We start from the raw sequence: 24,984 nt of genomic DNA, 5'->3' as shown, positions 1-24,984 counted from the left end.
AATAGAAAATTAAGGCTGTTTGTTAAGCCAAAAACTCAGCGATCAATTGATTGATTTGTTTTGTTTCAGTAAGAAAACCATCATGTCCAAATAGAGATTCTATCTCTTTGTATGTTACATTGGCCAAGTGGTCTGCCACTTTTCGCTGCTCCTCGATAGGGAATAGCAAATCGGATATGATACCAACCTGCAGTACAGGGATTCTAATTCCTTCTAGCACTTCGTTCAAAGTACCTCGGTCTCGACTGAGATCATGGCTATCTAGCGCTTTGGTCAGGTTCCAAAGCAAGAATCCGCTAAAACCTCTATTGGCTAGTTTATTCCCTTGATATCGAATGTAAGAGTCGGCTCTAAAATCATCCACTTTAGACTCTGCATCACTTTGTGTCTTTTCGAAAATCTCATGATTTCGGTAAGAGAGCATACCAATGGCTCTAGAAGCCGCCACACCTGCTGCCCCAGCCTCTCTGCTATCATCTTTCCAAGTAGGATCTGCTTCTATCGCTAATCGCTGCGCTGCATGCACAGAGATTCTCCACGGCGACTCTTTAGGAGCTGTAGCTACCAAAATCAACTTTTCAAAAAATGCTGATTCTTGGACAGCCCATTCATAGGTCTGAAAACCACCCATCGAACCACCTAGACCAATAGCAATCTTCTCTATGCCTAAGTGATCTCGAAGCAACTTGTGCGCTTCTACCATGTCTCGGATCGTAATCAGTGGAAAAGTACTATGATAAGGCTTGCCCGTAACTGGATCGGTAGACATCGGACTGCTCGTCCCATAGGGAGAACCAAGAATATTGGCACAGACGATGAAATACTTCTCAGGGTTGATCGCTGAATTTTGATCAAACAGACCTTTCCACCAATCCAAAGCGTCAGAATTAGCCGTGAGTGCATGAAAAACCCATACAACATTGCTTTTATCAGCATTGAGCTGACCAAAAGTATGGTACGCTATCTCGAGTTTTGGAAGAACTCCACCCCTTTCTAATTGGAAGGGCTCGCTATGCTCGTATGTAAAGGCTTTTTGACTCATTGAAATTTTGAAGGCGCAAACCTAATAAATGTACCATAATAGTTTACCCTACGGATCAATTTTCAACGCGAACTTTACATATTTGCAAAAAATTGTTCCATATTATTGAAGGCCTTTCTATGAAAAAGTACCGACATTTCGAAACCAACGCCATTAGAACGCAGATAAAGACTACTCATGAGAAGGAACATGCGTCGCCAATGTATCTCACGTCTAGCTTTGTGTTTGACGATGCCGAAGAAATGCGTGCCACTTTTGCCGAAGAGATAGACCGCAATACCTATAGTCGATTCACCAACCCAAACACCACAGAATTTATAGACAAAATGTGTGCGCTCGAAGGAGCAGAAGCAGGGTATGCCACAGCCACAGGTATGGCAGCTGTATTTTCCACATTTGCAACCCTGCTCAATGCGGGCGACCATATGCTATCATGTCGGTCTATCTTCGGATCGTCTCATTCGGTAATCACCAAATTTTTACCAAAATATCAAATCGAAAGTTCGTACCTAGACCTCGATGATACCAGCAGCTGGCAAGACAAGGTGAAACCCAACACCAAACTTCTATTTTTAGAAACACCAACCAACCCTGGCATAGAACTGATCGACTTGGAATTTGCTGGGGCTTTCGCCAAAAAGAACAATTTGATTTTGATCGTGGACAACTGCTTTGCGACGCCCTATCTCCAATTACCAATTGAATATGGCGCTGATTTGGTCATCCATTCTGCCACCAAATATCTGGATGGGCAAGGTCGAGTAATGGGGGGTATCGTAGTAGGCAGGGCAGATTTAATCAAAGAAATTTACACATTTAGTCGCAGCACAGGCCCTGCACTGTCACCATTCAATGCATGGATTTTATCTAAGAGTTTAGAAACACTTGCCATCCGCATGGACAAGCATGGAGAAAATGCTTTAAAATTAGCCGAATGGCTAGAGGCCAATGAGCATGTGGAATGGGTACGTTATCCTTTTCTCCCCTCACACCCACAATATGAGATTGCTAAAAAGCAAATGAAAAGTGGTGGTGGCATGGTTTGCTTTGGCATCAAAGGTGGTGCAGAAAGAGGTAAAAAATTCCTCAACAGTGTGGAAATGTGTAGTCTGACAGCCAATTTGGGCGATACTCGTACGATCGTGACTCACCCAACGTCAACTACTCATGCCCGGCTGACAGATGACGAAAGAACAGCTACAGGCATTTCACCAAATCTGATCAGAATATCAGCTGGACTAGAACATATTGAAGATATCATCAGTGATCTAAAGCAGGCGTTTGAGCGGTCAAAGTAATGACTAAATCAGAAAAAGTGCCTTGTTTAAAGCGTGGCACACCCCATACTCATTAGGCTTTTACCAACTCACTATCAGCTGTACCGAGCCACTTGAGCATATTGGTATGCTCTCTTAGTGTTTCGAAAAAACCTTCCTTAGCGTGATAAGGAATATTGTACTCTGCGGCAGTTTCTTTCACTATGGGTGCAATGGCGTGATAGTGCACATGGCAAATATGAGGATACAAATGATGCTCTACCTGAAAATTGAGCCCTCCAGCGTACCAAGTCACCCATTTGTTTTTATTAGCAAAATTCACTGAAGTGTAGAGCTGATGTACAAACCTAGAATAAGGTACATTGCCATTTTCATCAGGCTGAGGGTACTCTACTTCTTCGAGCAAATGTGCTGGCTGGAATATAAAACCAAGCGCAGTACCTGCTGCAAGATGCATCACAAAAAAGCCTAAAAATATCTCTCCTCCTGTGTAAGTAGTAAACATCACTGGCAAACCAATGACATAGCTATAATAAAATACTTTCGTGAAAATCAATATTGCGTACTCTTTAGCCACGCTATTAGTATTTTTGGCCAACAAGCCTTCTTTGGTATATCTGGTGATTTTGGCAAAGTCCTTGAAAGTCACCCAAAAAAATGTGCCTAACGCATAAAATACCCAAGCATAGATGTACTGATACTTGTGTACAGGCTTCAGTTTAGTGGCTGGGTGAAATCGAAGTATAGCTTTTGGTTCAATGTCTTCATCATGATCCTCTATATTGGTATAGGTATGGTGTTTGATGTTGTGCTGAATCTTCCAGTTGATAGACAGTCCTCCTACTAGGTTCAAAGTATAGCCCAATAATTTGTTCACCCATTGTTTAGAAGAATAAGCACCATGTATACCATCATGCATAACTCCCAGCCCAACACCTGCCATTCCCAACCCCATAAGGATCGAAAGTGCTATAGCCAAAATACCCCTTGGCTCAAAATAAACTAAGCAGCCAAAAGGCACGAAAAACAAACAAAGCATAAAAACAGTCTTGATATACATTTCTAGATTGCCATATTTAGAAATGCCCTTGGCCTTAAAGTAATCATTCACTCGCCCATTCAACACCTTCGCAAATTCCTTGGATTTTGCGTCCTCATTGTTGAAATAAATATTCCCTACTTCGCTCATATTCTTAGTTATTACTTGTGCAGCCCAGTCCTCCGCTGAAACCAACCCGCAATATAAAGCCAATAAACCTAAGATTGCTTCTTGCACCTAATAAGTTCCTATGACAAGAATCAGTATGTTTGTCACAATAAAAAGACAAACGACCATATGAGTCCTATTTTGGTATTTTCTGTCATTGCTGGGTATTTCATCCTACTCATGACCATCGCACACTTCACTTCTAAAAACACTGACGCAGAGTCTTTTTTTACCGCCAATCGACAGTCACCTTGGTATCTAGTAGCTTTTGGGATGATCGGAGCTTCGCTCTCAGGCGTTACTTTCATTTCCGTACCTGGGGAGGTCGGGAATAGCCATTGGGCGTACTTTCAGATGGTACTGGGCTATCTACTGGGCTATTTCGTAATAGCCACTGTGCTACTCCCTTTGTATTACAAAATGAACCTGATCTCGATCTATCAATATCTGGATTCAAGGTTTGGAAAAAACGCCTATAAAACAGGAGCTTTTTTCTTTCTCATTTCCAGAGTCATCGGCGCATCATTTCGATTGTTTCTAGTTGCCACCGTTTTGCAAATTGCTTTTTTCGATGCCTTCAATATCCCGTTTTCAGTATCTGTATTTGTAACTATCGCCCTCATCTGGCTCTATACTTTCAAAGGCGGTATCAAGACCATCGTATGGACCGATACACTACAAACTTTGTTTATGCTACTCGCAGTAGGCATTAGTATATCCATTATTAGCTCACAAATGAACCTATCATTTTCGGATTTACTTGGGGTCATTCAATCGAGCGAGCTATCCGACACTTTCATTTGGGATTGGCAAGCACCTAGAAATTTCTTTAAACAGTTTTTTGCGGGTGCCTTCATTGCTATCGTCATGACTGGTTTGGATCAAGATATGATGCAAAAAAATCTAACCTGCAAGTCTCTTGGCGATGCGCAAAAAAATGTATTCTGGTTTAGCATCGTACTTATTTTTGCCAATTTGTTATTTCTTGCCTTAGGTGTTTTGCTCTACCATTTTGTAGACATCAATCAAATAGACCTGACTCAAACCACCGATGGGTTATATCCTTATTTGGCCATGAATCATTTTGGTATCCTTGGCGGAATTGTCTTTTTATTAGGCGTCACCGCTGCGGCCTATTCCAGCGCAGATTCTGCACTCACAGCTCTTACAACCTCTTTCTATATTGATTTTCTAAGCAAAGATCCAAGCAAAAGCGACAGCAAGAGCAGAATGCTCGTACATTTTGGGTTTTCAGCACTCATATTTCTAGTCATCCTCCTGTTCGAAGCGATCAATGACGACAGTGTAATCAATGCTGTATTCAAAGTTGCAGGCTACACATACGGCCCACTCTTGGGGCTTTATGCCTTTGGATTATTCACAAAAAGACAAGTAAACGACCAGTGGGTACCAATTGTCTGTATAGCAGCACCTATCCTCTCCTATCTGATCAATGAATATTCCGTTCAGCTATTGGGAGGTTATCAATTCGGATTCGAACTCCTTTTGGTCAATGGGCTTTTCACCTTTATCGGTCTCTCGGCACTGATTAAAAAATCATAGTTCTAGTTCAAGTGCGGGATCCCAAAAGTGCTCTTTAAAATTTTGAATTTTGTCTTTGACAACGGTCAAACCTTCTGCTTCCAGCTTTTCTTGCATAGCCGTAGGCGTGGCGAAGTGCATTTTCCCAGTCAGTAAACCCTGGCTGTTCACCACCCGATGCGCAGGCACATCAAATTGACCATGAGCGGCATTCATAGCCCACCCTACCATACGCGCACTGAGACCTGAGCCTAAGTATTTGCCTATCGCACCATAGTTCGTCACTCGACCAGCAGGAATCAGCTTGACCACCTCATAAACATCACTGAAGAAAGAGTGCTCCTTCATTACTTATATAATCCTGCCTTGTTTAGGGCGCGCTGATACTTTTCCGCATTCCTATTGTGATCAATCAAATTCGTTGCAAAATTGTGATAACCAGAAAAGTCTTCCTTTGCACAGAAATACAAATACTTGTGTTCGCTGTAATTGAGTACCGCATCTATCGATGTAATGCTCGGCATATTTATAGGCCCAGGCGGCAACCCTTGATACATATAAGTATTGTAAGGCGAATCCAATTTTTTATGCTTGTTTAATACTCTTTTGATCGTAAAATCCTGCGCTGCAAACACTAATGTAGGATCTGCCTGCAATGGGTATCCTCTTTTGAGGCGATTGAGATAAACCCCCGCTACTACTGGGCGCTCATCCGATTTGATGGTTTCGGCTTGTACGATAGCAGCCAACGACGAGACTTCCTTTGGCGACAAACCTAAGGCAGCTGCTTTCGCTAATCTTTCGGCCGACCAAAATCGATCATATTCCCTCTTTAGCCTGTCCAACAAATCTTGAGGCGCAATGTTCCAGAACATCTTATAAGTATTGGGGACAAACATTCCTATAAAAGACAGACTATCAAATCCGTAGGCCTGTTGCACAGAATCGCTGAGGATCAACCTTGCTAACTGCTCTTCGGTCATTTCTAAATTTCTAGTGATCTTTTCTGGTAAGTCAGAAAGCAATCGGGCATTATTGAACGTTACATTCACTTCGGTCTGTGCACCAGCCCTAAGCAGTCTAATGACCTGTACATTAGTCATCCCTGGTTCTATCAAGTACAACCCTGGCTTCACTAATTGATCATAGTCCATCATCTTGGACAAAAAACTAAACGAAACCAAATCGTTCACATACCGTCCATCGTACATCTGATTCTGCACATCCTTGAATACAGACCCTGTATGAATCAACAATGGTTTGGCTTCTTGTTCCACCAAAAAATTAGGCGAATAAATCATCTGCCAGAAATAAAAACCAAATGAAGAAAGCATCATAGAAAATGCCACAATCACCGAACCTAAAACTATTTTCTTTTTATCCATCGCGGCAAAAATATAGAAACTCGTCATTTGATCCCTAAGAGCTAAATTTATTCTTACTCATTCTTAGCATTCCGAGTACTAATAACTGGCACGCATAAAAACTAAAATCCCAGACCAACTTTGATTTACTCAATCTTACTCTTCTCTACTCTCCTTTATCCGCCAATTGTTTTAATTTTAATGTCAAATCATGGATACACAATTCATCAAACTCTACGAAGAGAACCCTGACCCTCAAAAAATAGACGCCATTGCGAAAACACTTCGAGATGGTGGCGTAATTATATACCCTACGGATACCGTCTACGGATTAGGATGTAGCATTATCAATGGCAAAGCCATTGATAAAATCAAGCGAATAAAGCAAATCAAGGGCAAGGCCAATTTTTCCTTTATCTGCTACGATTTGAGTCATATTGCAGAGTATGCTCGTTCGCTGCCCAACCCAGTTTTCAAACTAATGAAAAAAGCACTCCCTGGCCCATTTACATTTATTCTCAATGCCAGCAACAAGGTTCCGAAATTGCTCAATGCCTCTAAAAAAACGGTCGGCATCAGAGTGCCTAACAATAATATTCCACGAGACATCGTAAAAAGCCTAGGCAATCCAATCATCACCACATCTATCCATGATGACGACGAAGTACTCGAATATTCTACCGACCCAGAATTAATCTTCGAGAAATATAACGGACTAGTAGATATTGTGATTGATGGCGGATATGGTGAAATAACAGCCAGTACAGTAGTAGACTGCACTGGCGACGAACCCGAACTCATTAGAGAAGGACTTGGTAATTTGGATGATTATCTATGAAGACATTAATCGAAAGCCAGTATTTTCCTTGCTTAGAATATTTCAGCCTGCTCAAAAACCGAAATGAAGTTTGGATAGAAACCAAGGAGCATTTTACTAAACAAACCTATCGCAATCGCTGCTATATACTAGGTTCGGATAGAATACTACCCTTAGCCATTCCTATGATAGGTGGCAATAAAAAAATCCCAATGGATGAGATTAAAATTGACTACAGTCAAAAATGGCTCAACAATCATTGGAGAGCAATCATATCAGCGTATAACAAATCCCCTTTTTTTGAGTATTACGAACCTTATTTACACAAAATCCTTTTCACCAAACACGACTCCCTTTTAGTACTTAATAATGAGATTCTGACATTCTGTCTCAAAATACTCCATATTGACACCGAGATAAAATACACATCCACCTACGAAAAAGACCCGTTCAACGAAACGGAAGACGTTCGTTCAGTGATCCATCCCAAATCAGATTATATTTACAGAGCGTATCACACCCCAATCCCGTATCAACAATTGTTTGGTAGTAAATTTGCTACTAACCTCAGCATACTGGATTTGCTCAGCTGTGTTGGGCCGGATGCGGACAAATACTTGTAAAATTTAAAGTTTCAAAACGAATGAATTAATTCTCTCGTTTTATGTTTTATGTTTAGATTTTAGGAGATTAAAATTTATTTTTACTACACACAAAGTAGCGTATGGAAGCAAAGTTTTCAAATAGGGTAAAGGAAGTCATTTCTCTCAGTAGAGAAGAGGCATTGAGACTGGGTCATGATTACATCGGGACTGAGCATTTGATCTTAGGAATGATCCGCGAAGGAGAAGGTGTAGCGGTAAGCTTATTGAAAAAATTAGGAGTGTCTTTGGACGAACTAAGAGCTTCGATAGAAAAGGCCACAAAAGGGTCGGCTACCAATAACGTCAAAAATTTGGCTAATATACCTTTGACTCGACAGTCAGAAAAGGTTTTAAAAATCACATATCTAGAAGCTAAAATATTCAAAAGCCATTTAATTGGCACTGAACATTTGCTGCTTTCTATATTGAGGGATGAGGACAATATCGGTACGCAAATTTTAGACAAATTTGACGTAGCCTATGATGTAGTAAAAGAACTACTCGAATACCAAACAGAACATCCCATGGGCTCGTCAGATACTGACGAACCAGACGAAGACTCTTCTAGACTCTTTGGTTCAGGCAGTGGTGCTGGAGGCGGAGCTTCGTCAAGTAAGGAAACCGCTAAAGGTGGCGATAAATCAAGAACTCCTGTGCTTGATAATTTTGGTCGCGACCTGACTAAAATGGCAGAAGACGATGCGCTAGATCCGATAGTGGGTCGTGATAAAGAAATAGAACGTGTAGCTCAAGTACTCAGCAGGAGAAAGAAAAACAACCCAATTCTCATTGGAGAACCTGGCGTAGGTAAAACTGCGATTGCAGAGGGCTTAGCTCTTCGTATCATTCAGAAAAAAGTATCGCGTGTACTCTTTGGCAAAAGAGTCGTTACGCTAGATTTAGCTTCATTAGTAGCTGGCACCAAATACAGAGGCCAGTTCGAAGAACGCATGAAAGCTGTGATGAATGAGATTGAAAAATCTCCAGAAGTGATTCTATTCATTGATGAGTTGCATACGATTGTAGGTGCAGGAGGGGCTTCCGGCTCTCTCGATGCGTCCAACATGTTTAAGCCAGCGCTTGCACGTGGAGAAATCCAATGCATCGGAGCCACTACATTAGATGAATACAGACAGTATATAGAAAAAGATGGTGCGCTCGCACGTAGATTCCAGATTGTAATGGTAGATGCCACTACAGTAGAGGAAACCAAACAAATTCTACATAACATCAAAGATAAATACGAGAGTCACCACAACGTAAACTATACGGAAGAGGCTATCGAAGCTTGTGTGAAATTATCAGACCGCTACATTAGTGATAGATTTTTGCCTGACAAGGCCATAGATGTAATGGACGAAGCTGGCTCCAGAGTGCACATCAACAACATCTATGTGCCTGACGAAATTGTAAGCTTAGAGGAATCTATCGAAGACATCAAGGTGCAAAAAAATCAGGTGGTAAAAAGCCAGAAGTACGAAGAAGCAGCACAACTAAGAGACAAAGAAAAGAAACTCATCGAGCAGTTGGAATTGGCCAAAGCCAAATGGGAAGAAGAGACCAAATCTCAACGATACACGGTAGACGAGGAAAATGTGGCAGAAGTAATCGCCATGATGACTGGAGTACCTGCCAAGCGAGTGGCTCAAAAAGAGAGTAATAAACTACTCGGAATGAAAGATGATCTAAAGAAAAAGATCATTGGACAAGACGAAGTGATCGACAAATTGGCAAGAGCCATTCAAAGAACACGTGTAGGACTAAAAGACCCTAAAAAGCCAATTGGTTCATTCGTATTCCTAGGCCCTACTGGTGTAGGTAAAACAGAGTTGGCCAAAGTACTTTCTCAATACTTATTCGACAAGGAGGACTCCATTGTAAGAATCGACATGAGTGAGTATATGGAGAAATTTTCAGTATCAAGACTTGTAGGAGCACCTCCAGGATACGTAGGTTACGAAGAGGGTGGACAATTGACCGAAAAGGTTAGAAGAAAACCTTACAGTGTAGTGTTATTGGATGAAATAGAAAAAGCTCATCCTGATGTATTCAACATCCTGCTTCAAGTACTCGACGATGGTATCTTAACTGATGGTTTGGGGCGCAAAGTAGATTTTCGCAACACGATTATTATCATGACGTCCAACATTGGGGTTCGTGATTTGAAAGACTTCGGTGCGGGTATCGGCTTTATGAACAAAAACAAGAAGGACAATTTGGATGAGGTGATGAAATCTACCATCCAAAGTGCTTTGAAGAAAACATTTAGCCCTGAGTTTTTGAATCGTTTAGATGATGTGATCACTTTCAACTCTTTAGAAAGAGAGCATATTCACAAAATCATCGATATCATCTTGGATAAACTATTGAGTAGAATCATAGACCTTGGATACAACATCGAATTGACTGATAGCGCTAAGGACTTCTTGTCTGAAAAAGGTTATGATGCTCAGTATGGAGCGAGACCACTCAACAGAGCAATTCAAAAGTACTTGGAAGATCCAGTTGCTGAAGAGATCCTAAAAGGTGAATTGACCGAAGGGGAAACCCTCATAGCGGATCACAAAGACAAGGACGAAGTCTTATCTATCTCGATAAAGAAGAAAAAATCCTCAAAAAAGGAGAAAAAAGAAGAGGAATAATTTCCTCCATTGATAGACACAAAAAAGGTCAGGATTTAAATCCTGACCTTTTTTGTGTCCACACCATTTTCAGAATGAGATCAATACCCTCCATTATACTTCCGTATAAACCATTCAACAGTTGCCAAAGTAAGTAAGACAAATAATATCCACTTGAGATGAATGACAGGAAAAATATCCTCCTGAGTATGAATGACTCCCTTAAGTTCGGCATGATCCACGTCAGCCAAAAGCTGATCCATACTGGTGTAAAACCTTCCTTCGGTATGGTGAGCCAATTGCCGTAGCAAATCAAAATCGGCCACTTGATCTAGTGTCTCCAGCTGTAATTCTTTGATGGAAAACTTACCACGAACCACCTCAGACTTTCCATTCAAATCAACCTTCGCTTTATAACTATAAAGGCCTGGCACCAGGCTGGATATCTCTAACCTAGAATAGGTAGAACTTGGCGTAAAATTGTATTCTTTCACCATTCCTCTTTCATCTGCAATAGTCACACCTATCTGCAACCCATATATTCGCTCATAAATTTGGTTATAAATTTCAGCATGAAAACTCACCGTTTCATTCTCAAAATAGGTATTACTAGAAGGGTAGAACTTGAATTTCCTCTTATCCACTTTGGTACTCAAATATTGAATGGTTTTAAGAAACAGATCATCGAACGAATCAGACGCATCGGTAGTAGCAATTTCCTGCATTCGCCACTTCCAAAACCCTTCAGCTAATAAGAAGGCTGACTTCACTCCGTTTTGTTCGTTCAGGTACATCAGTGGCTTGTCGGTTTGTATACTCCCCACTCGCTGATATAGTAGTACTTCAGCGTTGGCTGGCAATAGGACATCGCCATATGGCACACTCACTGGCGGATAGTTTCTAAAATTGGTCCGTATATCATCTGACATAGAGAACAAAGAAAAGTCATCATTGACGGCTCCAAAAATCAAGTCTCTCTTTGCCCCTTTTTGCTTTAATGTAAATAATTCTTCTGTTCGACTCGCCACCAAAACATTAGATCGTTCTCCAAAGATCATTAGCACAGGGACACCTTTTTTTCGTTGATCCTTTACTGCATCATTAGCTTTAGCATATCGGCTATAGGCCTGATGAGCAATAACGAGATCGTACTTCTCCGTTTTGGGTTCGGTAAGTCCTGGCACATAAATCGTCAATTCATAGTTTTGGTTTTTTTCGATTACGGCTGCCAGCATCTTGATGTCTGGGTGCGGTGTGGGTGCTACTAACAATATCTTCTGCTTACCATCTACTACATCTACAAATATCCTTCTGAAATTGTTAGAAGTAGTGGCCTCATCTTCCAGCACTTGCAACCTCAAATCCAACTGCTGCATACCTTTTTCGCCTGCATCCACTTCCAATTCAACAGCTGTCAAGCCTTCTTTGGTTTTAAATTTCACCTCTTTCTGGGCAAGCACTTTTCCATTGCTTCGGATTTCCAATCGAGCCTTTTGATTAGCATAGCCGTGATTGACTATCTCTACCACTACGGGAAATCTATTGCCTTGATAAGCAATTTTATTGTAGAGTACATTTTGCAATACTAAGTCCTGCTGCTGCGTAGTATCTCCAGCACCTAAAGCAAAAACCTTGTAATTATAAGGATAATAAGCGGGTGACGTGCCTTGATTGTATTTACCATCAGAAATCAAATAGACTCCTCCAAGGTTCTTACCTTCGTAGTCCGATTGTATATCCCTCAACCAACGATCTAGATTGGTTGTCTTTTGATCAAATATGATAGCATTTGGCGCTACACCTTTGGCATTAAGCGTATGTATATCTACGACAAACTGCCTAGAGGCTAATCTGCTTCGTAATTGTTCTACAGAGGTCATCAAATTCTTTATAGCTAAAGAATCTTCCCCTTGCACCATAGACTCCGAATTGTCCACTGCAATTACAAAAGAGGGTTGCTCTACTTCTTGCACCAACTGATTGAGTAGTGGGTTCAACAACAATAAAGCAAGCAGGAAAATTAAAACGAACCTTAAGCCAGCCAATAGACCATTGGTGACACGACCCCAAGGTGCTTTCTTGGTGTAAACCAAATAGGAAATACCTGCAGCCAGAAGCAAGCAAAGCGGGATATACCAAACTGATTGTTCAATGATTAAATCTGGCAATTTTTCAACTTATGATGAAAGTGTAATAACGAAAAAATGAAGATAGTGATTGGGCATGGAAAAGAAAAGGAGCGTGATCTTTATATCTTTTGCTTCAAAGCAATTCATTTCAGACGACAGGATATCCGATAATACCACACTTACCAGAACGGATCACTCGACCAAATAGCGAGCGATCCGACTAGATTTATTTTGAATTTAGGTCAACATAGCTCCATCGACCTGAATCACCTGACCCGATATATAAGTAGACTGATCCGATCCAAGGAATACGCAGCAATCTGCCACTTCATCTGGTTGACCGCCACGCTTCATCGGAATAGCATCTCTCCAACCTTGCACTGTTTTCTCATCGAGTACTTCGGTCATTTCCGTTTCGATAAACCCTGGAGCTACAGCATTACATCTGATATTTCTAGATCCAAGTTCCAAGGCCACCGATTTAGTAAAACCAATAATACCCGCCTTAGAAGCTGCATAATTGGCCTGACCAGCATTGCCTTTCACACCCACTACAGAGGTAATATTGATGATCGACCCAGATTTCTGTTTCATAAACGTACGAGTCGCGCATTTCACTGTATTAAAACATGATTTTAGGTTAACGTTGATCACATCGTCCCACATTTCTTCCGTCATTCTCATGAGTAGGTTATCCTTAGTGATTCCAGCATTGTTTACTAAAATATCTAGGCTCCCAAAGTCCGCTACTACGTTATTGATCAACTCCTCTGCTGCTGCATACTCAGAGGCATCCGAACGGTATCCTTTGGCCTGTACGCCTTTGGCTTCAAGCTCTTTTACTAAAGCCTCACCTCTTTCTACACTAGACAAGTAAGTGAATGCCACATTAGCGCCTTGTTCGGCATATTTCATCGCAATGGCTCGACCGATACCTTTAGAAGCACCTGTCACCAAAGCAGTTTTTCCTTGTAATAAACCCATGTTTGATTTGATTTGTATCTCGTTAGATTTCATTAAAGCCTCAAAAGTAATCGCTTTCGCTAAACCTGCCTTACGAGCCATGAATTTATTGTGGTTCTCACGAAACAGAACGTGTAGCAAGTGCAAAAATTTGTCATTTCATGATAACTTTTCACAACCCATCTATACACTCAATCAGATAACAGTAACATAACGCAACTATTTTGTTTGAATATCAGTAAAAAAGACTGAAATTTACCGAAGGCCAATATGATCTTGGGCAACAAAAAATATGAACAAAACGAAATTCACAAAAGCTGCAACCCATGCGCTGGTCATTCTTATGACGATCAGTTTTGTGATTTCTGCTGTACTCCCCGACTATAATACGCTCCGCCAAAAAGCCAATATGGAAGAAGCTGATATGGACGGCCAATCATCTAGTGAAGAAAAAAAAGAGAACAAGGAGCACAAAGAAAGTCTCCAATACGACATATATCAGGCAGACAACTTAGCTTTTGTCTTCAAAAACCTTGGCAATACGATGAGGTTTATTCCCCTCTTTCAGCAACGCTACCTTCCCGTAATTACTCCCCCGCCAGATCACATGACTATAGCCAGCTAACGGCCACCTTGTACCCCACATACTTTAATAGTCATTTGAATCAAATAGGCAGTCAAGCCTAGTTTTACATTTTTGCATCATGAAGAATACAGAAAAAAATGGATTTTTTGATCACATAGGAAGTGATCTGCCGGCCAGTTTGGTCGTTTTTTTAGTTGCCGTTCCACTTTGTTTAGGAATTGCATTGGCGTCGGGAGCGCCTTTGTTTTCAGGTATCATTGCCGGTATTGTAGGTGGTATTGTCGTCGCGCTGATCAGCCAATCCCAACTCGGAGTAAGTGGGCCAGCTGCAGGACTTGCAGTCATTGTACTCACAGCCATTGGCGACATGGGCAGTTTCGAAAATTTCCTTACAGCAGTAGTCATCGCAGGCATTATTCAAGTACTTCTAGGAGTATTCAAAACTGGTGTCTTTGCCTATTACCTCCCCTCTTCCGTCATCAAAGGTATGCTTTCTGGTATCGGTGTGATCATTATCCTCAAACAAATCCCCCATGCTTTTGGCTATGATTTAGATCACGAAGGTGATATGGACTTTTTCCAACCTGATGGACACAATACTTTTTCAGAATTGTTTTATGCTTGGGAAAACATCACCCCTGGCGCAATGGTGATCAGTATTGTAGGGCTCGCACTTATATTGATTTGGGATCTCCCTTTTATGAAAAAATTGAGTTTCACAAAAATCATCAATGGTCCACTCGTAGCCGTCGGAGCAGGCATTGGTTTGAATGTACTCTTCGAAGGCAATGAATTTCTTTCTTTACATGGAGATCATGTAGTGAATATCCCCGTTACTCAATCGATGGGTGAGTTTTTCGGTCAATTCACCACTCCTAATTTTGCTATGCTTGCAGAGCATAAAACTTACGTAGTCGCATTCACAATAGCCATCATAGCCAGTATAGAAACACTGCTGAGTGTAGAAGCTGCTGACAAAATGGATCCTGAACGTCGGATTACACCTACCAACCGAGAGCTTATTGCACAAGGTATTGGCAACTCGGTTTCTGGCTTGATCGGTGGGTTACCTATCACTCAGGTGATCGTAAGAACATCTGCCAACATACAATCTGGAGGTAAAACCAGAGCTTCAGCATTTTTCCATGGTTTAATGCTCTTGCTCTGTGTAATAGCGATCCCCCATGTACTCAACCTCATTCCATTGGCAAGTTTGGCTGCGGTACTGCTTGTAGTAGGATACAAATTAGTAAAACCTTCTATCTTCAAGGCCATGTATAAAACCGGGTCATCGCAGTTTTACTCCTTTATGGTGACTATCGTAGCGATCGTATTCTCAGACCTGCTTACGGGTATCGGTCTCGGACTAGCTGTAGCAGCTGTATTTATCCTATGGAATAACTTCAAAACGCCATATCACTTCGATCCAAATCAGGTAAAAGAAGGAGAACCTATCAGAATAGAATTGTCTGAAGATGTGAGTTTCCTCAACAAAGCTGGGTTTATTAAAACCTTTGGTCTACTTCCTGAAAACTCTCATGTAATCATCGATGCGACTCGATCCAAGGACATCCATTGGGATGTATTAGAGCTTATTGAAGATTATAAAATCAATGCCAAATCCAAGAATATTAAACTTGAATTGATTGGGTTCAAAAATCAAATCGAACAAGACGCTGTAGAAGAGCTAGAAGAAGTGGTGAAATAAGCCTCCTCTTATTATAAACTTCATAAAGGTCAATCCATCGCTATATGGGTTGACCTTTTTTATTTCTTCTTACTCTGAATCAAGCGGCTAAAAGCATTAGATACTCTTATCTAGCGTTTGGATAGGCCTATCATCTATAACACACTTAAACTAATCGCCATACACAAAAAAAGCCTCCTAAATTTCAATCTAGGAGGCCTTTCAAATGTTTTCATAATCCCTACTTACCAGAACAACGCATACAGTACAGCAGTAATGATGCAGATCGCAAAAGCTGAGATGTTAAACGTAGGACTAGTTTTAAATACTCCACTATTCAAATCAATTCCTTTGGGATCATCGGCTCCTCCACCAGTAATCTGGCTAATAATTGCAATTACAACCATAGTAGCTACTGCAGTCAATCCCATTTGATTCATAAACGGCATGCCTGGCACAAACTTAAAGGCTATGGCAATCGGCACAGAGAGTACGGCTCCCCAAATCGCCGCTTGGTTGGTTGTCTTTTTCCAAAACAAGCCCAATAAGAACACCGCCAAAATACCTGGACTCACGATACCTGTATATTCTTGAATAAACTGAAATGCCTGATCTATACCACCCAACAACGGCGCCATCACACACGCGATCACAAGTGCAGCAGCTGCTGTCAACCTACCTGTGGATACCAATTGTTTTTCGGTAGCATTTTTATTGATATACTGCTTATATATATCCATTGTAAAAATGGTTGAGGTAGAGTTGAGCATAGAAGCCAATGACGATACTACAGCCGCTGTCAGAGCAGCAAATGCCACACCTTTCAACCCTGTAGGCAACAATTGCAACAACCAAGGATATGCCTTATCTGAAGACCCCGCTCCTGGTATGTGCAGCTGACCTGCTTCTCCCAATCTCGCCATGATCTCCGGATCGTTGACCATTACATAGGCTGCGATACCCGGTATTACCACAATAAATGGAATGAGTAATTTCAAACCTGCCGCAAGGACAATTCCTTTTTGAGACTCTTCGAGCGATTTTGCCGCAAGTGTTCTTTGGATAATGTACTGATTGAAACCCCAGTAGTATATATTAGCTACCCACAGGCCTCCTACCAATACCCAAATTCCTGGCAAGTTCTGATACTCTGGATTCGATTTATCCAAAATCATGTGAAAACTATCTGGAGCTGCTTTAATTAGGTGATTAAATCCTGCCATCATGCCGGCTCCATCCGACACTACATCTAGCGCCAAATATGTCGTAACCAGTCCTCCTAAAACTAGAAACACTACCTGAATTACGTCTGTCCAAGCTACAGCTGACAAACCTCCATATAGCGAATAAGCTGCGGCAAACAAACTCAAACCCAAGACACCATACATCATCGGGATCCCCATGATTGTTTCAAGAGCCAATGAACCGAGGTACAACACTGAACTAAGGTTAACAAATACATACAAGGCGATCCAAAAGACAGCCAATATTGTTTTCAGATTGGTACTGAATCGCTTTTCCACAAACTCAGGAATAGTATACAATCCCTTTTCGATGAAAATGGGCAAGAAATACTTACCAACGATAATCAGCGTAATAGCTGCCATCCATTCGTATGAAGCAATGGCCAGACCAAGGGCAAATCCCGAACCCGACATTCCGATAAACTGCTCAGCAGAAATATTGGCTGCGATCAGAGAGGCGCCAATGGCCCACCATGGAAGGGATTTTCCCGCCAAAAAGTAATCTTCGGAATTTTTTTCATGTCCCTCTTTGTCTCGAGACACGAATAAGCCTACGCCTAGGATAACCGCACAATAGGCTGCGAAAATGATAAAATCTAAGGTCGAAAAATTCATATTATATATTTAGTAGTATGTTTTTGATGCCAAAACTCATCGACACCTTCTCGTTTGGTTTTAGTACAATAAGTCCATGCCCTGTATTGAAGGCATTGGGTACACACGACACCGGCTCCACCGCAATAGATTGGCGGGTAGGAGGTGTGTATATTTGTAAATATCTATACTGATTCTCTTTGCTTTCTTGCCAAATTTCTAAGGCTATCCCATTGGATGAGTCTTTCAGTTGCAAGCTGAATTTTTCCTCTTGATTGACCTCAAAACAATCATCTAAAGACTCCTCTCCTATTATTTTGGCCACTTTGTAGCCATGCTCTCCAGACAAAGCATTGCCTACATTCGACGAAAGTCGCTCTGCAGCTCCCATTTGTAATTCGACTAGGTTTAGGTTTTCAAACCGAAAGTAAGGGTGCCAGCCATCACCTATCGGCATAGTGGTATCTGCCTTATTTTCAAGAGCTGTAGTCACGCTTACACCAGACGCATCTAGTTTATAAGTGATCGTTAGCAAGTATGGAAAGGGGTATCCCTGATCCGTACCTTTATAATCATACGTTAGAACGAGCTCAGCCCCGTTTTCGTCGCCAACTTCTCTGACTATATCAAATGGTCTACAGTGCAGCATGGCATGCAGTTGATTGTTCGTCGCGACTTCATTGACTGGCAGCTGATATTTCTTGCCATCAAAGGTGAATTTTCCTTCTGGAATACGGTTTGGAAATGGAGACAGTTTAGATCCTTTGAATGCCGTATGATGATCATGAATTACTTCTTTTTCCGTACGGTATCCTTCGATCACAGATACTAATTGTCCTTTTTCATTTTTAATAACGAAATCGTTGATACCCGCACCAAAACTGGTGAGTATTTCCAAGTATTCGTGAGTCAATTCATTAACCAACCTAACCGCATCGAATCTACCTATCTGATGTCTTTGAACTTTATACACTACGCAATATTTGCCAATTCACCCTGACAATGGGATTAGATATATTTCAAAATGGGGGGAGATTTATTTCAATCATTTCGGGGGGATGGCTAAACTCACAAAAAACAAGCTTATTTCAAAATCCGCTTGATAATATGAACTACAATCCAACTCAAAAAAACAGTTTTTCTACACTTGCCCTTTTTGACTAATGAGCAAGATAGCAGATTTTTTATTAAATGTAACTTTTACGTTTAATAAAATAAAGGAGAGAATGTCAAAACAAAAAAATCATCCAAATGATCTACCCAGAACTCCTCATGGATTTTAATGATTCTGCAACAACGGCAACAGAAATTAAGCCTGCTCCAATCCAAATTTCACCCTCAGGGTACTCATTCAAAAACAACATTCCTAGTCCAATGCCAATCAGAGGAGTAAGTGTACTTAAAATACTCACTGTAGTAATGGAAAAATTCTTGAATGACATAACAAATACCGTATGTCCCAAGGCAGTGGTGACCACTCCCAAAAGAACTAATGGAATCCAGTCGTTTGCAATACCCACAAAGCTATGAGCTATCCCATGAAAGAAAACAACTGGGCTAAGCAAAAGTGCCACACCCGACAATTGCATAAACATAAGAGTAATACCAGAATGGTCTTTTACATATAATTTCAAAATAAGATTGCGAAGCGAATAAGTAAAGGCAGATAACAGCCCAAGCAGTACGCCTTGTGTCACTTGATTATCCAAATCAAACTCAGGAACCAAAAAGTATAAACCAAGAAATGCGATAATTGCCAAAATCAAATCTCCCAAATTGAACTTAGACTTTACGATAAGTGGCTCTAGCAGCGCAGTCATGACAGGATAGGTAAATAAAGACAACATACCTACGGCTACGCTAGAAAAATAAAGGGCATAAAAATAAGTCACCCAATGAATAGTCATCAAAATGGTACTGATCACAACCATCTTTAGCGGCGTACCTTTTCCTACTCCAAGTGGCAACTTCAACCATTTAATAATTCCAAACAAAACCACCGCTCCAAACACGCATCGCACCCAAATGGCCAACTCCGCAGAGATAACCAATGATCTGGCTAATGTACCTGACGAGCTCATAATGACTATAGCTGCAAAAAGTTGTAAGAAATGAGCGTTTGATTTGGACATAAATACTATCAAATGATATTATGAGACAATTTTTTAAAATGGGCTGATAATGACGCACAAAGATGGACATAAATCTAACGACCGAATATAAACATTCCGTTTTCTGCATACCATCAAGTGTGAGATTGGCTACTGACTCCTACTCCAAGCTAAAGCAGACTTTTTCCAAAGCAGGTTCAGCTCGCTCCTCACCTAATTCATAGGCTTTTCGCAGAGCTCCACATGCTTCATTGTCCTTAGCTGCTTTCATATAGGCAAGCCCCATATTGTAGTATACGACTCCATCGCCTGACTCAGACCTAAGATACCGCTGATAGTAGATTACTGCTTGCGAGTAGTTGTACAGTTCTTGATAGGAGTTTCCGATCAGTACGAAATTGCGTGTAAGCGTATTGTCGGCATAGACCGAACTTTCAAAATCCTTGATGGCTCCTTTGTATCTGCCGAGTTTAGCTTTTACCATACCACGATTCATCAGATCATTGGCATTATCACCTTTGATCATAAGTGCTGAATCGTAGTCGAGCAATGCTGCTTCATACTTTCCCTTTTGATAATTTTCGAAAGCGCGACGAGAATAAGCCATAGCAAAATCACCCACGCCATAAAGGATTTTATCGATCTCATCCTTTTCTTCTGCATCTACCAAAAAGCTCAGGTTGTATAATGCCAACCGATGATACTGATCTATCTCCAAAGCATTCCTAAAATCGGCCTCAGCTCCTGCTTTGTCATCATTATTTAGCCTGAATAGACCACGCTGTACGTAATAGTTTGGATCATGATTATTCAATTCGATGGCCTTATCAAAATCCAACCGGGTGGGTGTATTAAACCCCATAGCTTCGTAGGTCAGTGCGCGAGCCAAATACACATCCGCTTTCATATCGCTGATCGTAGCTACTCCAGAAAAGCTAGCCTCCCCTTTTTCATCGAAAGAAGCACCTTTAAATACGATTGCTTTAGTCTCAAAAACATCTACATTATTGATCAAAAAGGTAAAATCCTGTGCCGCTTGTTTATAGTTTTTTTGCTTGTGGTAGATAAGCGCCCGTTTAAACATGGCGGTATAATTCTCCGAATTTACTCTTAGTGCGGCCTCAAAGTCTGTAAGTGCGCCTATGTCATTACCAGCCAATTCCTTGGCCTGACCTCGTGCAAAAAAATACTCTGTAGAACTTCCCACAAGTCTGATAGCACTATCATAATACAGTACAGCCAAAGAGAATTGTCCTCGCTTACCTGCACGATTACCTCTATTATAATAGTCGTCTGCGATCTGCCTTCGTTCTGCCGGGCTGGCATTTAGATCTTGATTTTGAGAAAAACCTTCGTGAGTAAAAGCAATAATAAACATCCATAGCCATAGGTGTGTCTTTTGCATTCTCATAGTAGCAGTGTCAATCATTCAAATTTGCTTCATCATCGTTCCAGCTCATACCTTCTCCTAACAGATAAAACCAAAACAGGAATGATTCTTTGGTTTTGAAAGCAATGAATCATTCCTTTCGTCAATTTACAAAAAATGAGTTGTAAATTTATTTTTATGGAATATTATAAGAAGCCTCATCAAAAAAAGCTGAACGCTCTATCTTTGCCCTCTTATTGAAAAATACACAGATTACAATGACTAAGGATTTTGTTGAAGAATTGAAATGGAGGGGCATGATACACGACATGATGCCCGGCGTACAAGAGCAGCTAAATAAAGAAATGACCTCTGCATATATTGGATTTGATCCTACGGCCGACTCGCTTCATATTGGCAGTTTGGTTCAGATTATGACCTTGGTTCATTTTCAAAAATCTGGGCACAAGCCTTATGCGCTCGTAGGAGGGGCCACAGGCATGGTAGGTGATCCCTCTGGCAAATCTGCCGAACGAAACCTCCTGTCTGAAGATATACTCAGCCACAATGTAGCTGGTATCCAAAAGCAACTGGAGAAGTTTCTCGACTTCGACTGCGGTGAAAATTCTGCTGAAATGGTCAACAACTACGACTGGTTCAAAGATTTTAATTTCTTGGACTTCATCAGAGATGTAGGCAAGCACATCACTGTCAACTACATGTTATCAAAAGAATCTGTGAAACAACGCATGGAATTCGGACTATCTTTCACCGAATTTTGCTACCAGATGATCCAAGGGTACGATTTCCACTGGCTGTACAACAACAAAAATTGTAAAGTACAACTAGGGGGCTCTGACCAGTGGGGCAATATTGTAACGGGTACAGAACTAATCCGAAGAAAAGGTCAAGGTGAAGCATGGGCGATCACTACACCACTCATCAAAAAAGCCGATGGTACCAAATTTGGCAAAACCGAAGGAGGCAATGTGTGGCTCGATAAAAAATTGACTTCGCCATATAAATTTTACCAATATTGGTTAAATGCCTCAGATGAGGACGCGATCAACTATATCAAAATTTTCACATTGAAGACCAAGGAAGAAATAGACGCACTCATTGCGGAACACCTCGAAGCGCCGCATGAGCGTAAGCTCCAGCAAGAACTCGGTAGAGATGTGACCATCCGAGTACACTCAGAAGAAGACTACAACATGGCAATCAAAGCGTCGGGCATTCTGTTTGGTAAGTCTACCACAGAGGATCTAGAATCACTAGACGAAGATACGTTCTTGTCTGTATTCGAAGGGGTGCCTCAGACTACGATTTCAAAAAGCACTTTTGCCAATTCACAAAATGTGACCGACTTGTTATCTGAAGACAGCAATGGCATCGTATTCCCATCTAAAGGCGAAGCACGACGAATGATCAAAGGTGGCGGTGTGAGCATCAATAAGATAAAACTTGACAGTGAGAATCAAAATGTAGATTTCAAATTGCTCAACGACAAATACCTATTGGCTCAAAAAGGCAAGAAAAACTACTTCCTTATCACAGTAGCAGACTGATATGAGAACAGGACTTGTTTCGGTATTAATCATTGTATTATCCACTTACGCTTGCACGCAAAACATGGAAAAAAAACACCCACATACTAACCATTTAATATCTGAAACAAGTCCTTATCTTTTGCAGCATGCGCACAATCCAGTAGACTGGTTTCCTTGGGGACCAGAAGCATTGGATCTAGCACAACGAGAAGACAAGCTCATGATCATTAGCATCGGGTATGCTGCTTGCCACTGGTGTCATGTCATGGAGCATGAATCGTTTGAAGACTCTACTATCGCAGCCAAAATGAACGCCAACTTCTTGTCCATCAAAGTGGATAGAGAAGAGCGCCCAGACATCGACCAGATATATATGACTGCCGCGCAGCTCATGACTGGCCAAGGTGGCTGGCCGCTCAATGTGATCGCTTTGCCTGACGGCAGACCAGTTTTTGCAGGCACTTATTTTCCAAAAGAAAACTGGGGCAAAGTGGTGGACTATTTTGCAGAGATGTACCGTACGCAGCCTGGCAAAATGCTAGAGCAAGCAGAAAAAATCACAGAAGGCATAAACCAACTCGAAGTACCTGAGCTCAATGAAACTGGGGCACCATTCGACTCTGCGTTGTATGCCTCGGCAGGCAACCAAATCATAGAAACCATAGACAAACAATATGGTGGCAGACAAGGCGCTCCTAAGTTTCCGATGCCTACTATCTATGATTTTTTGCTGACACAACATTACTACCTGCCTAACGAAGACCTAGCATCTGGCATTAAAACAACACTCGATGGCATGGCCAATGGGGGTATCTACGATCACTTGGGCGGTGGATTTGCCCGATACGCTGTAGATGAGACCTGGACAGTCCCTCACTTTGAAAAAATGCTCTACGACAATGCGCAACTCATCAGTCTGTACAGCCATGCTTATCAGGTCTATGGAGATGACAAATACGCACAGGCTGTCAGAGAAACTATCACGTTTTGTAACCGCGAGCTATCTGACCCGTCGGGCGGATATTATTCCTCTTTGGATGCTGATAGTGAAGGTGAAGAAGGCAAGTTTTACGTCTGGTCAGAAGAAGAAATTGACCAAACTCTGGGTGGTGCAGCAGCGCTATTCAAGAAGCACTACGGAGTTTCAAAACATGGCAACTTCGAAGGACACAACATTCTCGAACGCAAAGAATCTATAGCTGATCTGGCCAATAAATACGACTTGTCAAACACAGAAGTAAAGCAACAAATAGAGGACAGTAAAACGCAATTAATGAAAGTGCGCGATAGGCGAATTCGACCTGCGCTAGACGACAAAATTCTCACCTCATGGAATGGGCTGATGATGATCGGTCTGGTAGATGCTTATTTTGCACTACAGGACGAGAATTATCTTGCTGATGCGCTAGAAACCGCCCAATTCATCAAAGACAAGCAAATCCAACCATCTGGTCAATTGCTTCGAAATCATAAAAATGGTCAGTCTACAATTAGTGGTTTTTTAGATGATTACGCTTTTACCATTTTGGCTTTCACCAAACTGTATGAGGCTACATTTGACGAAAGCTGGCTAACAGAAGCCTACAAACTCAAAACTTATGTAGACGCACACTTTTCTGACGAAAAAACAAAAATGTACTTTTATACTTCGGATGAAGATGAAAAATTGATCGCTAGAAAAATGGAACTGTCGGACAATGTGATTCCTGCGTCTAACTCAGCCATGACAGAAGCCCTTTACCTCCTAGGTCAGTTTTATTACAACCAAAAAGACCTTGATCGTGCTATTCAGATGGTAGCCAATATGGAGAAGGATATTGTAGCCAACCCAGCCTACTACAGCAACTGGTCAAGACTCTATGGTTTGATGGGGCAGCAACATTTCGAGATAGCAATAGTGGGAACTGAGTCACACACCAAAAAAATGGCCATAGCTCAAAAATACATCCCTAACAAAATCATGTTAGGTGGTCAAACAGAAGGTGAGTTGGCTCTACTGAAAGGCAAATTAGCCACTGGAAAAACGCTGATCTACGTCTGCGAAAACAAGTCTTGTCTATTACCAACAGAGGAAGTAAAAAAGGCTTTGAGCCAATTGGAATAATCCTCGAGAAGGTCAAAGTTATCGAATGGTTAATCCAAAGTAACCCCAAAGAAACCAGAAGCTTCGATCCGTTTATGAAATCATTAAACTAAGGGTTGCGGTACAATTGCGGACGGATATTTATGTCTTTTTG

General features: G+C 41.3%; 19 protein-coding genes. 9 read left to right on the top strand and 10 right to left on the bottom strand.

What is annotated here, in order from left to right; all coding sequences use genetic code 11:
- Positions 1-22: 22 nt before the first annotated feature.
- Positions 23-1,042, bottom strand: coding sequence for a homoserine O-acetyltransferase family protein (locus N7E81_RS09130; protein WP_263052981.1), 1,020 nt, complete (start codon positions 1,040-1,042; stop codon positions 23-25).
- Positions 1,043-1,161: 119 nt separating this feature from the next.
- Here N7E81_RS09130 and N7E81_RS09125 point away from each other — a divergent pair, with 119 nt between their 5' ends.
- Positions 1,162-2,340, top strand: a complete 1,179-nt coding sequence (locus N7E81_RS09125) for a trans-sulfuration enzyme family protein (protein WP_263052980.1) — start codon at positions 1,162-1,164, stop codon at positions 2,338-2,340.
- A 52-nt stretch (positions 2,341-2,392) separates the two neighbouring features.
- Here N7E81_RS09125 and N7E81_RS09120 read toward each other — a convergent pair whose 3' ends face one another.
- Positions 2,393-3,508, bottom strand: coding sequence for a fatty acid desaturase family protein (locus N7E81_RS09120; RefSeq protein WP_263052979.1), 1,116 nt, complete (start codon positions 3,506-3,508; stop codon positions 2,393-2,395).
- Between the two features lie 147 nt (positions 3,509-3,655).
- Here N7E81_RS09120 and N7E81_RS09115 point away from each other — a divergent pair, with 147 nt between their 5' ends.
- Entirely contained in the window at positions 3,656-5,089 is a 1,434-nt protein-coding gene (locus tag N7E81_RS09115) for a sodium:solute symporter (RefSeq protein WP_263052978.1), read from the top strand.
- On the opposite strand, the gene N7E81_RS09110 is transcribed toward N7E81_RS09115, so the two are convergent.
- Both N7E81_RS09110 and mltG read right to left on the bottom strand, forming a co-directional pair.
- Entirely contained in the window at positions 5,084-5,416 is a 333-nt protein-coding gene (locus N7E81_RS09110) for an MGMT family protein (RefSeq protein WP_263052977.1), read from the bottom strand. The genes N7E81_RS09115 and N7E81_RS09110 overlap by 6 nt on opposite strands.
- Positions 5,416-6,453, bottom strand: a complete 1,038-nt coding sequence (gene mltG / locus N7E81_RS09105; RefSeq protein WP_263052976.1) for an endolytic transglycosylase MltG — start codon at positions 6,451-6,453, stop codon at positions 5,416-5,418. Before mltG ends, N7E81_RS09110 begins: the two co-directional genes overlap by 1 nt.
- Positions 6,454-6,643: 190 nt before the next feature.
- Between mltG and N7E81_RS09100 the strand changes: the two genes are divergently transcribed.
- From N7E81_RS09100 to N7E81_RS09090, 3 genes are all read left to right on the top strand, one after another.
- Complete coding sequence (locus N7E81_RS09100; protein ID WP_263052975.1) at positions 6,644-7,270, top strand: L-threonylcarbamoyladenylate synthase; 627 nt, start codon at positions 6,644-6,646, stop codon at positions 7,268-7,270.
- A complete protein-coding gene (locus N7E81_RS09095; protein ID WP_263052974.1) occupies positions 7,267-7,872 on the top strand; it encodes a WbqC family protein in 606 nt (201 codons plus the stop codon). Before N7E81_RS09100 ends, N7E81_RS09095 begins: the two co-directional genes overlap by 4 nt.
- A gap of 101 nt (positions 7,873-7,973) precedes the next feature.
- Positions 7,974-10,535, top strand: coding sequence for an ATP-dependent Clp protease ATP-binding subunit (locus N7E81_RS09090; protein ID WP_263052973.1), 2,562 nt, complete (start codon positions 7,974-7,976; stop codon positions 10,533-10,535).
- An 80-nt stretch (positions 10,536-10,615) separates the two neighbouring features.
- Here the strand turns inward: N7E81_RS09090 and N7E81_RS09085 are convergent, their stop codons facing one another.
- Positions 10,616-12,682, bottom strand: coding sequence for a VWA domain-containing protein (locus tag N7E81_RS09085; protein ID WP_263052972.1), 2,067 nt, complete (start codon positions 12,680-12,682; stop codon positions 10,616-10,618).
- A gap of 198 nt (positions 12,683-12,880) precedes the next feature.
- Positions 12,881-13,627, bottom strand: coding sequence for a 3-oxoacyl-[acyl-carrier-protein] reductase (gene fabG / locus N7E81_RS09080; protein WP_263053070.1), 747 nt, complete (start codon positions 13,625-13,627; stop codon positions 12,881-12,883).
- Between the two features lie 271 nt (positions 13,628-13,898).
- Here fabG and N7E81_RS09075 point away from each other — a divergent pair, with 271 nt between their 5' ends.
- Both N7E81_RS09075 and N7E81_RS09070 read left to right on the top strand, forming a co-directional pair.
- Positions 13,899-14,231 (top strand): hypothetical protein, encoded by a 333-nt coding sequence (locus tag N7E81_RS09075; protein WP_263052971.1) that lies wholly within the window; start codon positions 13,899-13,901, stop codon positions 14,229-14,231.
- Between the two features lie 79 nt (positions 14,232-14,310).
- Positions 14,311-15,900 (top strand): SulP family inorganic anion transporter, encoded by a 1,590-nt coding sequence (locus tag N7E81_RS09070; protein WP_263052970.1) that lies wholly within the window; start codon positions 14,311-14,313, stop codon positions 15,898-15,900.
- Between the two features lie 224 nt (positions 15,901-16,124).
- Here the strand turns inward: N7E81_RS09070 and N7E81_RS09065 are convergent, their stop codons facing one another.
- The 4 genes from N7E81_RS09065 to N7E81_RS09050 all read right to left on the bottom strand — a co-directional run bounded on the left by N7E81_RS09065 (position 16,125) and on the right by N7E81_RS09050 (position 21,239).
- Positions 16,125-17,738 carry a sodium/sugar symporter gene (locus tag N7E81_RS09065; protein WP_263052969.1) on the bottom strand — a complete coding sequence of 538 codons (1,614 nt, stop codon included), beginning with the start codon at positions 17,736-17,738 and terminating at the stop codon, positions 16,125-16,127.
- A 1-nt stretch (position 17,739) separates the two neighbouring features.
- Positions 17,740-18,690: an aldose 1-epimerase gene (locus N7E81_RS09060; RefSeq protein WP_263052968.1), complete on the bottom strand. Its 951-nt coding sequence runs from the start codon at positions 18,688-18,690 to the stop codon at positions 17,740-17,742.
- A gap of 283 nt (positions 18,691-18,973) precedes the next feature.
- Positions 18,974-19,849, bottom strand: a complete 876-nt coding sequence (locus N7E81_RS09055; protein WP_263052967.1) for a DMT family transporter — start codon at positions 19,847-19,849, stop codon at positions 18,974-18,976.
- Between the two features lie 139 nt (positions 19,850-19,988).
- A complete protein-coding gene (locus tag N7E81_RS09050; protein ID WP_263052966.1) occupies positions 19,989-21,239 on the bottom strand; it encodes a tetratricopeptide repeat protein in 1,251 nt (416 codons plus the stop codon).
- A gap of 236 nt (positions 21,240-21,475) precedes the next feature.
- Between N7E81_RS09050 and tyrS the strand changes: the two genes are divergently transcribed.
- Both tyrS and N7E81_RS09040 read left to right on the top strand, forming a co-directional pair.
- Positions 21,476-22,765, top strand: coding sequence for a tyrosine--tRNA ligase (gene tyrS / locus N7E81_RS09045; protein WP_263052965.1), 1,290 nt, complete (start codon positions 21,476-21,478; stop codon positions 22,763-22,765).
- A 1-nt stretch (position 22,766) separates the two neighbouring features.
- Positions 22,767-24,851 carry a thioredoxin domain-containing protein gene (locus N7E81_RS09040; protein WP_263052964.1) on the top strand — a complete coding sequence of 695 codons (2,085 nt, stop codon included), beginning with the start codon at positions 22,767-22,769 and terminating at the stop codon, positions 24,849-24,851.
- Positions 24,852-24,984: the final 133 nt, after the last annotated feature.

This window comes from Reichenbachiella carrageenanivorans (assembly GCF_025639805.1).
Taxonomy (GTDB): domain Bacteria; phylum Bacteroidota; class Bacteroidia; order Cytophagales; family Cyclobacteriaceae; genus Reichenbachiella; species Reichenbachiella carrageenanivorans.
The sequence above is the reverse complement of the archived record's forward strand: the minus strand, read 5'-3'. Positions and strand labels throughout refer to the sequence as shown.

Coding starts and splice junctions, on each gene's coding strand:
- N7E81_RS09130 (WP_263052981.1), bottom strand. CDS start 1,042: ATGAGTCAAAAAGCCTTTACATACGAGCATAGCGAGCCCTTCCAATTA.
- N7E81_RS09125 (WP_263052980.1), top strand. CDS start 1,162: ATGAAAAAGTACCGACATTTCGAAACCAACGCCATTAGAACGCAGATA.
- N7E81_RS09120 (WP_263052979.1), bottom strand. CDS start 3,508: ATGAGCGAAGTAGGGAATATTTATTTCAACAATGAGGACGCAAAATCC.
- N7E81_RS09115 (WP_263052978.1), top strand. CDS start 3,656: ATGAGTCCTATTTTGGTATTTTCTGTCATTGCTGGGTATTTCATCCTA.
- N7E81_RS09110 (WP_263052977.1), bottom strand. CDS start 5,416: ATGAAGGAGCACTCTTTCTTCAGTGATGTTTATGAGGTGGTCAAGCTG.
- mltG (WP_263052976.1), bottom strand. CDS start 6,453: ATGGATAAAAAGAAAATAGTTTTAGGTTCGGTGATTGTGGCATTTTCT.
- N7E81_RS09100 (WP_263052975.1), top strand. CDS start 6,644: ATGGATACACAATTCATCAAACTCTACGAAGAGAACCCTGACCCTCAA.
- N7E81_RS09095 (WP_263052974.1), top strand. CDS start 7,267: ATGAAGACATTAATCGAAAGCCAGTATTTTCCTTGCTTAGAATATTTC.
- N7E81_RS09090 (WP_263052973.1), top strand. CDS start 7,974: ATGGAAGCAAAGTTTTCAAATAGGGTAAAGGAAGTCATTTCTCTCAGT.
- fabG (WP_263053070.1), bottom strand. CDS start 13,627: ATGGGTTTATTACAAGGAAAAACTGCTTTGGTGACAGGTGCTTCTAAA.
- N7E81_RS09075 (WP_263052971.1), top strand. CDS start 13,899: ATGAACAAAACGAAATTCACAAAAGCTGCAACCCATGCGCTGGTCATT.
- N7E81_RS09070 (WP_263052970.1), top strand. CDS start 14,311: ATGAAGAATACAGAAAAAAATGGATTTTTTGATCACATAGGAAGTGAT.
- N7E81_RS09065 (WP_263052969.1), bottom strand. CDS start 17,738: ATGAATTTTTCGACCTTAGATTTTATCATTTTCGCAGCCTATTGTGCG.
- N7E81_RS09055 (WP_263052967.1), bottom strand. CDS start 19,849: ATGTCCAAATCAAACGCTCATTTCTTACAACTTTTTGCAGCTATAGTC.
- N7E81_RS09050 (WP_263052966.1), bottom strand. CDS start 21,239: ATGAGAATGCAAAAGACACACCTATGGCTATGGATGTTTATTATTGCT.
- tyrS (WP_263052965.1), top strand. CDS start 21,476: ATGACTAAGGATTTTGTTGAAGAATTGAAATGGAGGGGCATGATACAC.
- N7E81_RS09040 (WP_263052964.1), top strand. CDS start 22,767: ATGAGAACAGGACTTGTTTCGGTATTAATCATTGTATTATCCACTTAC.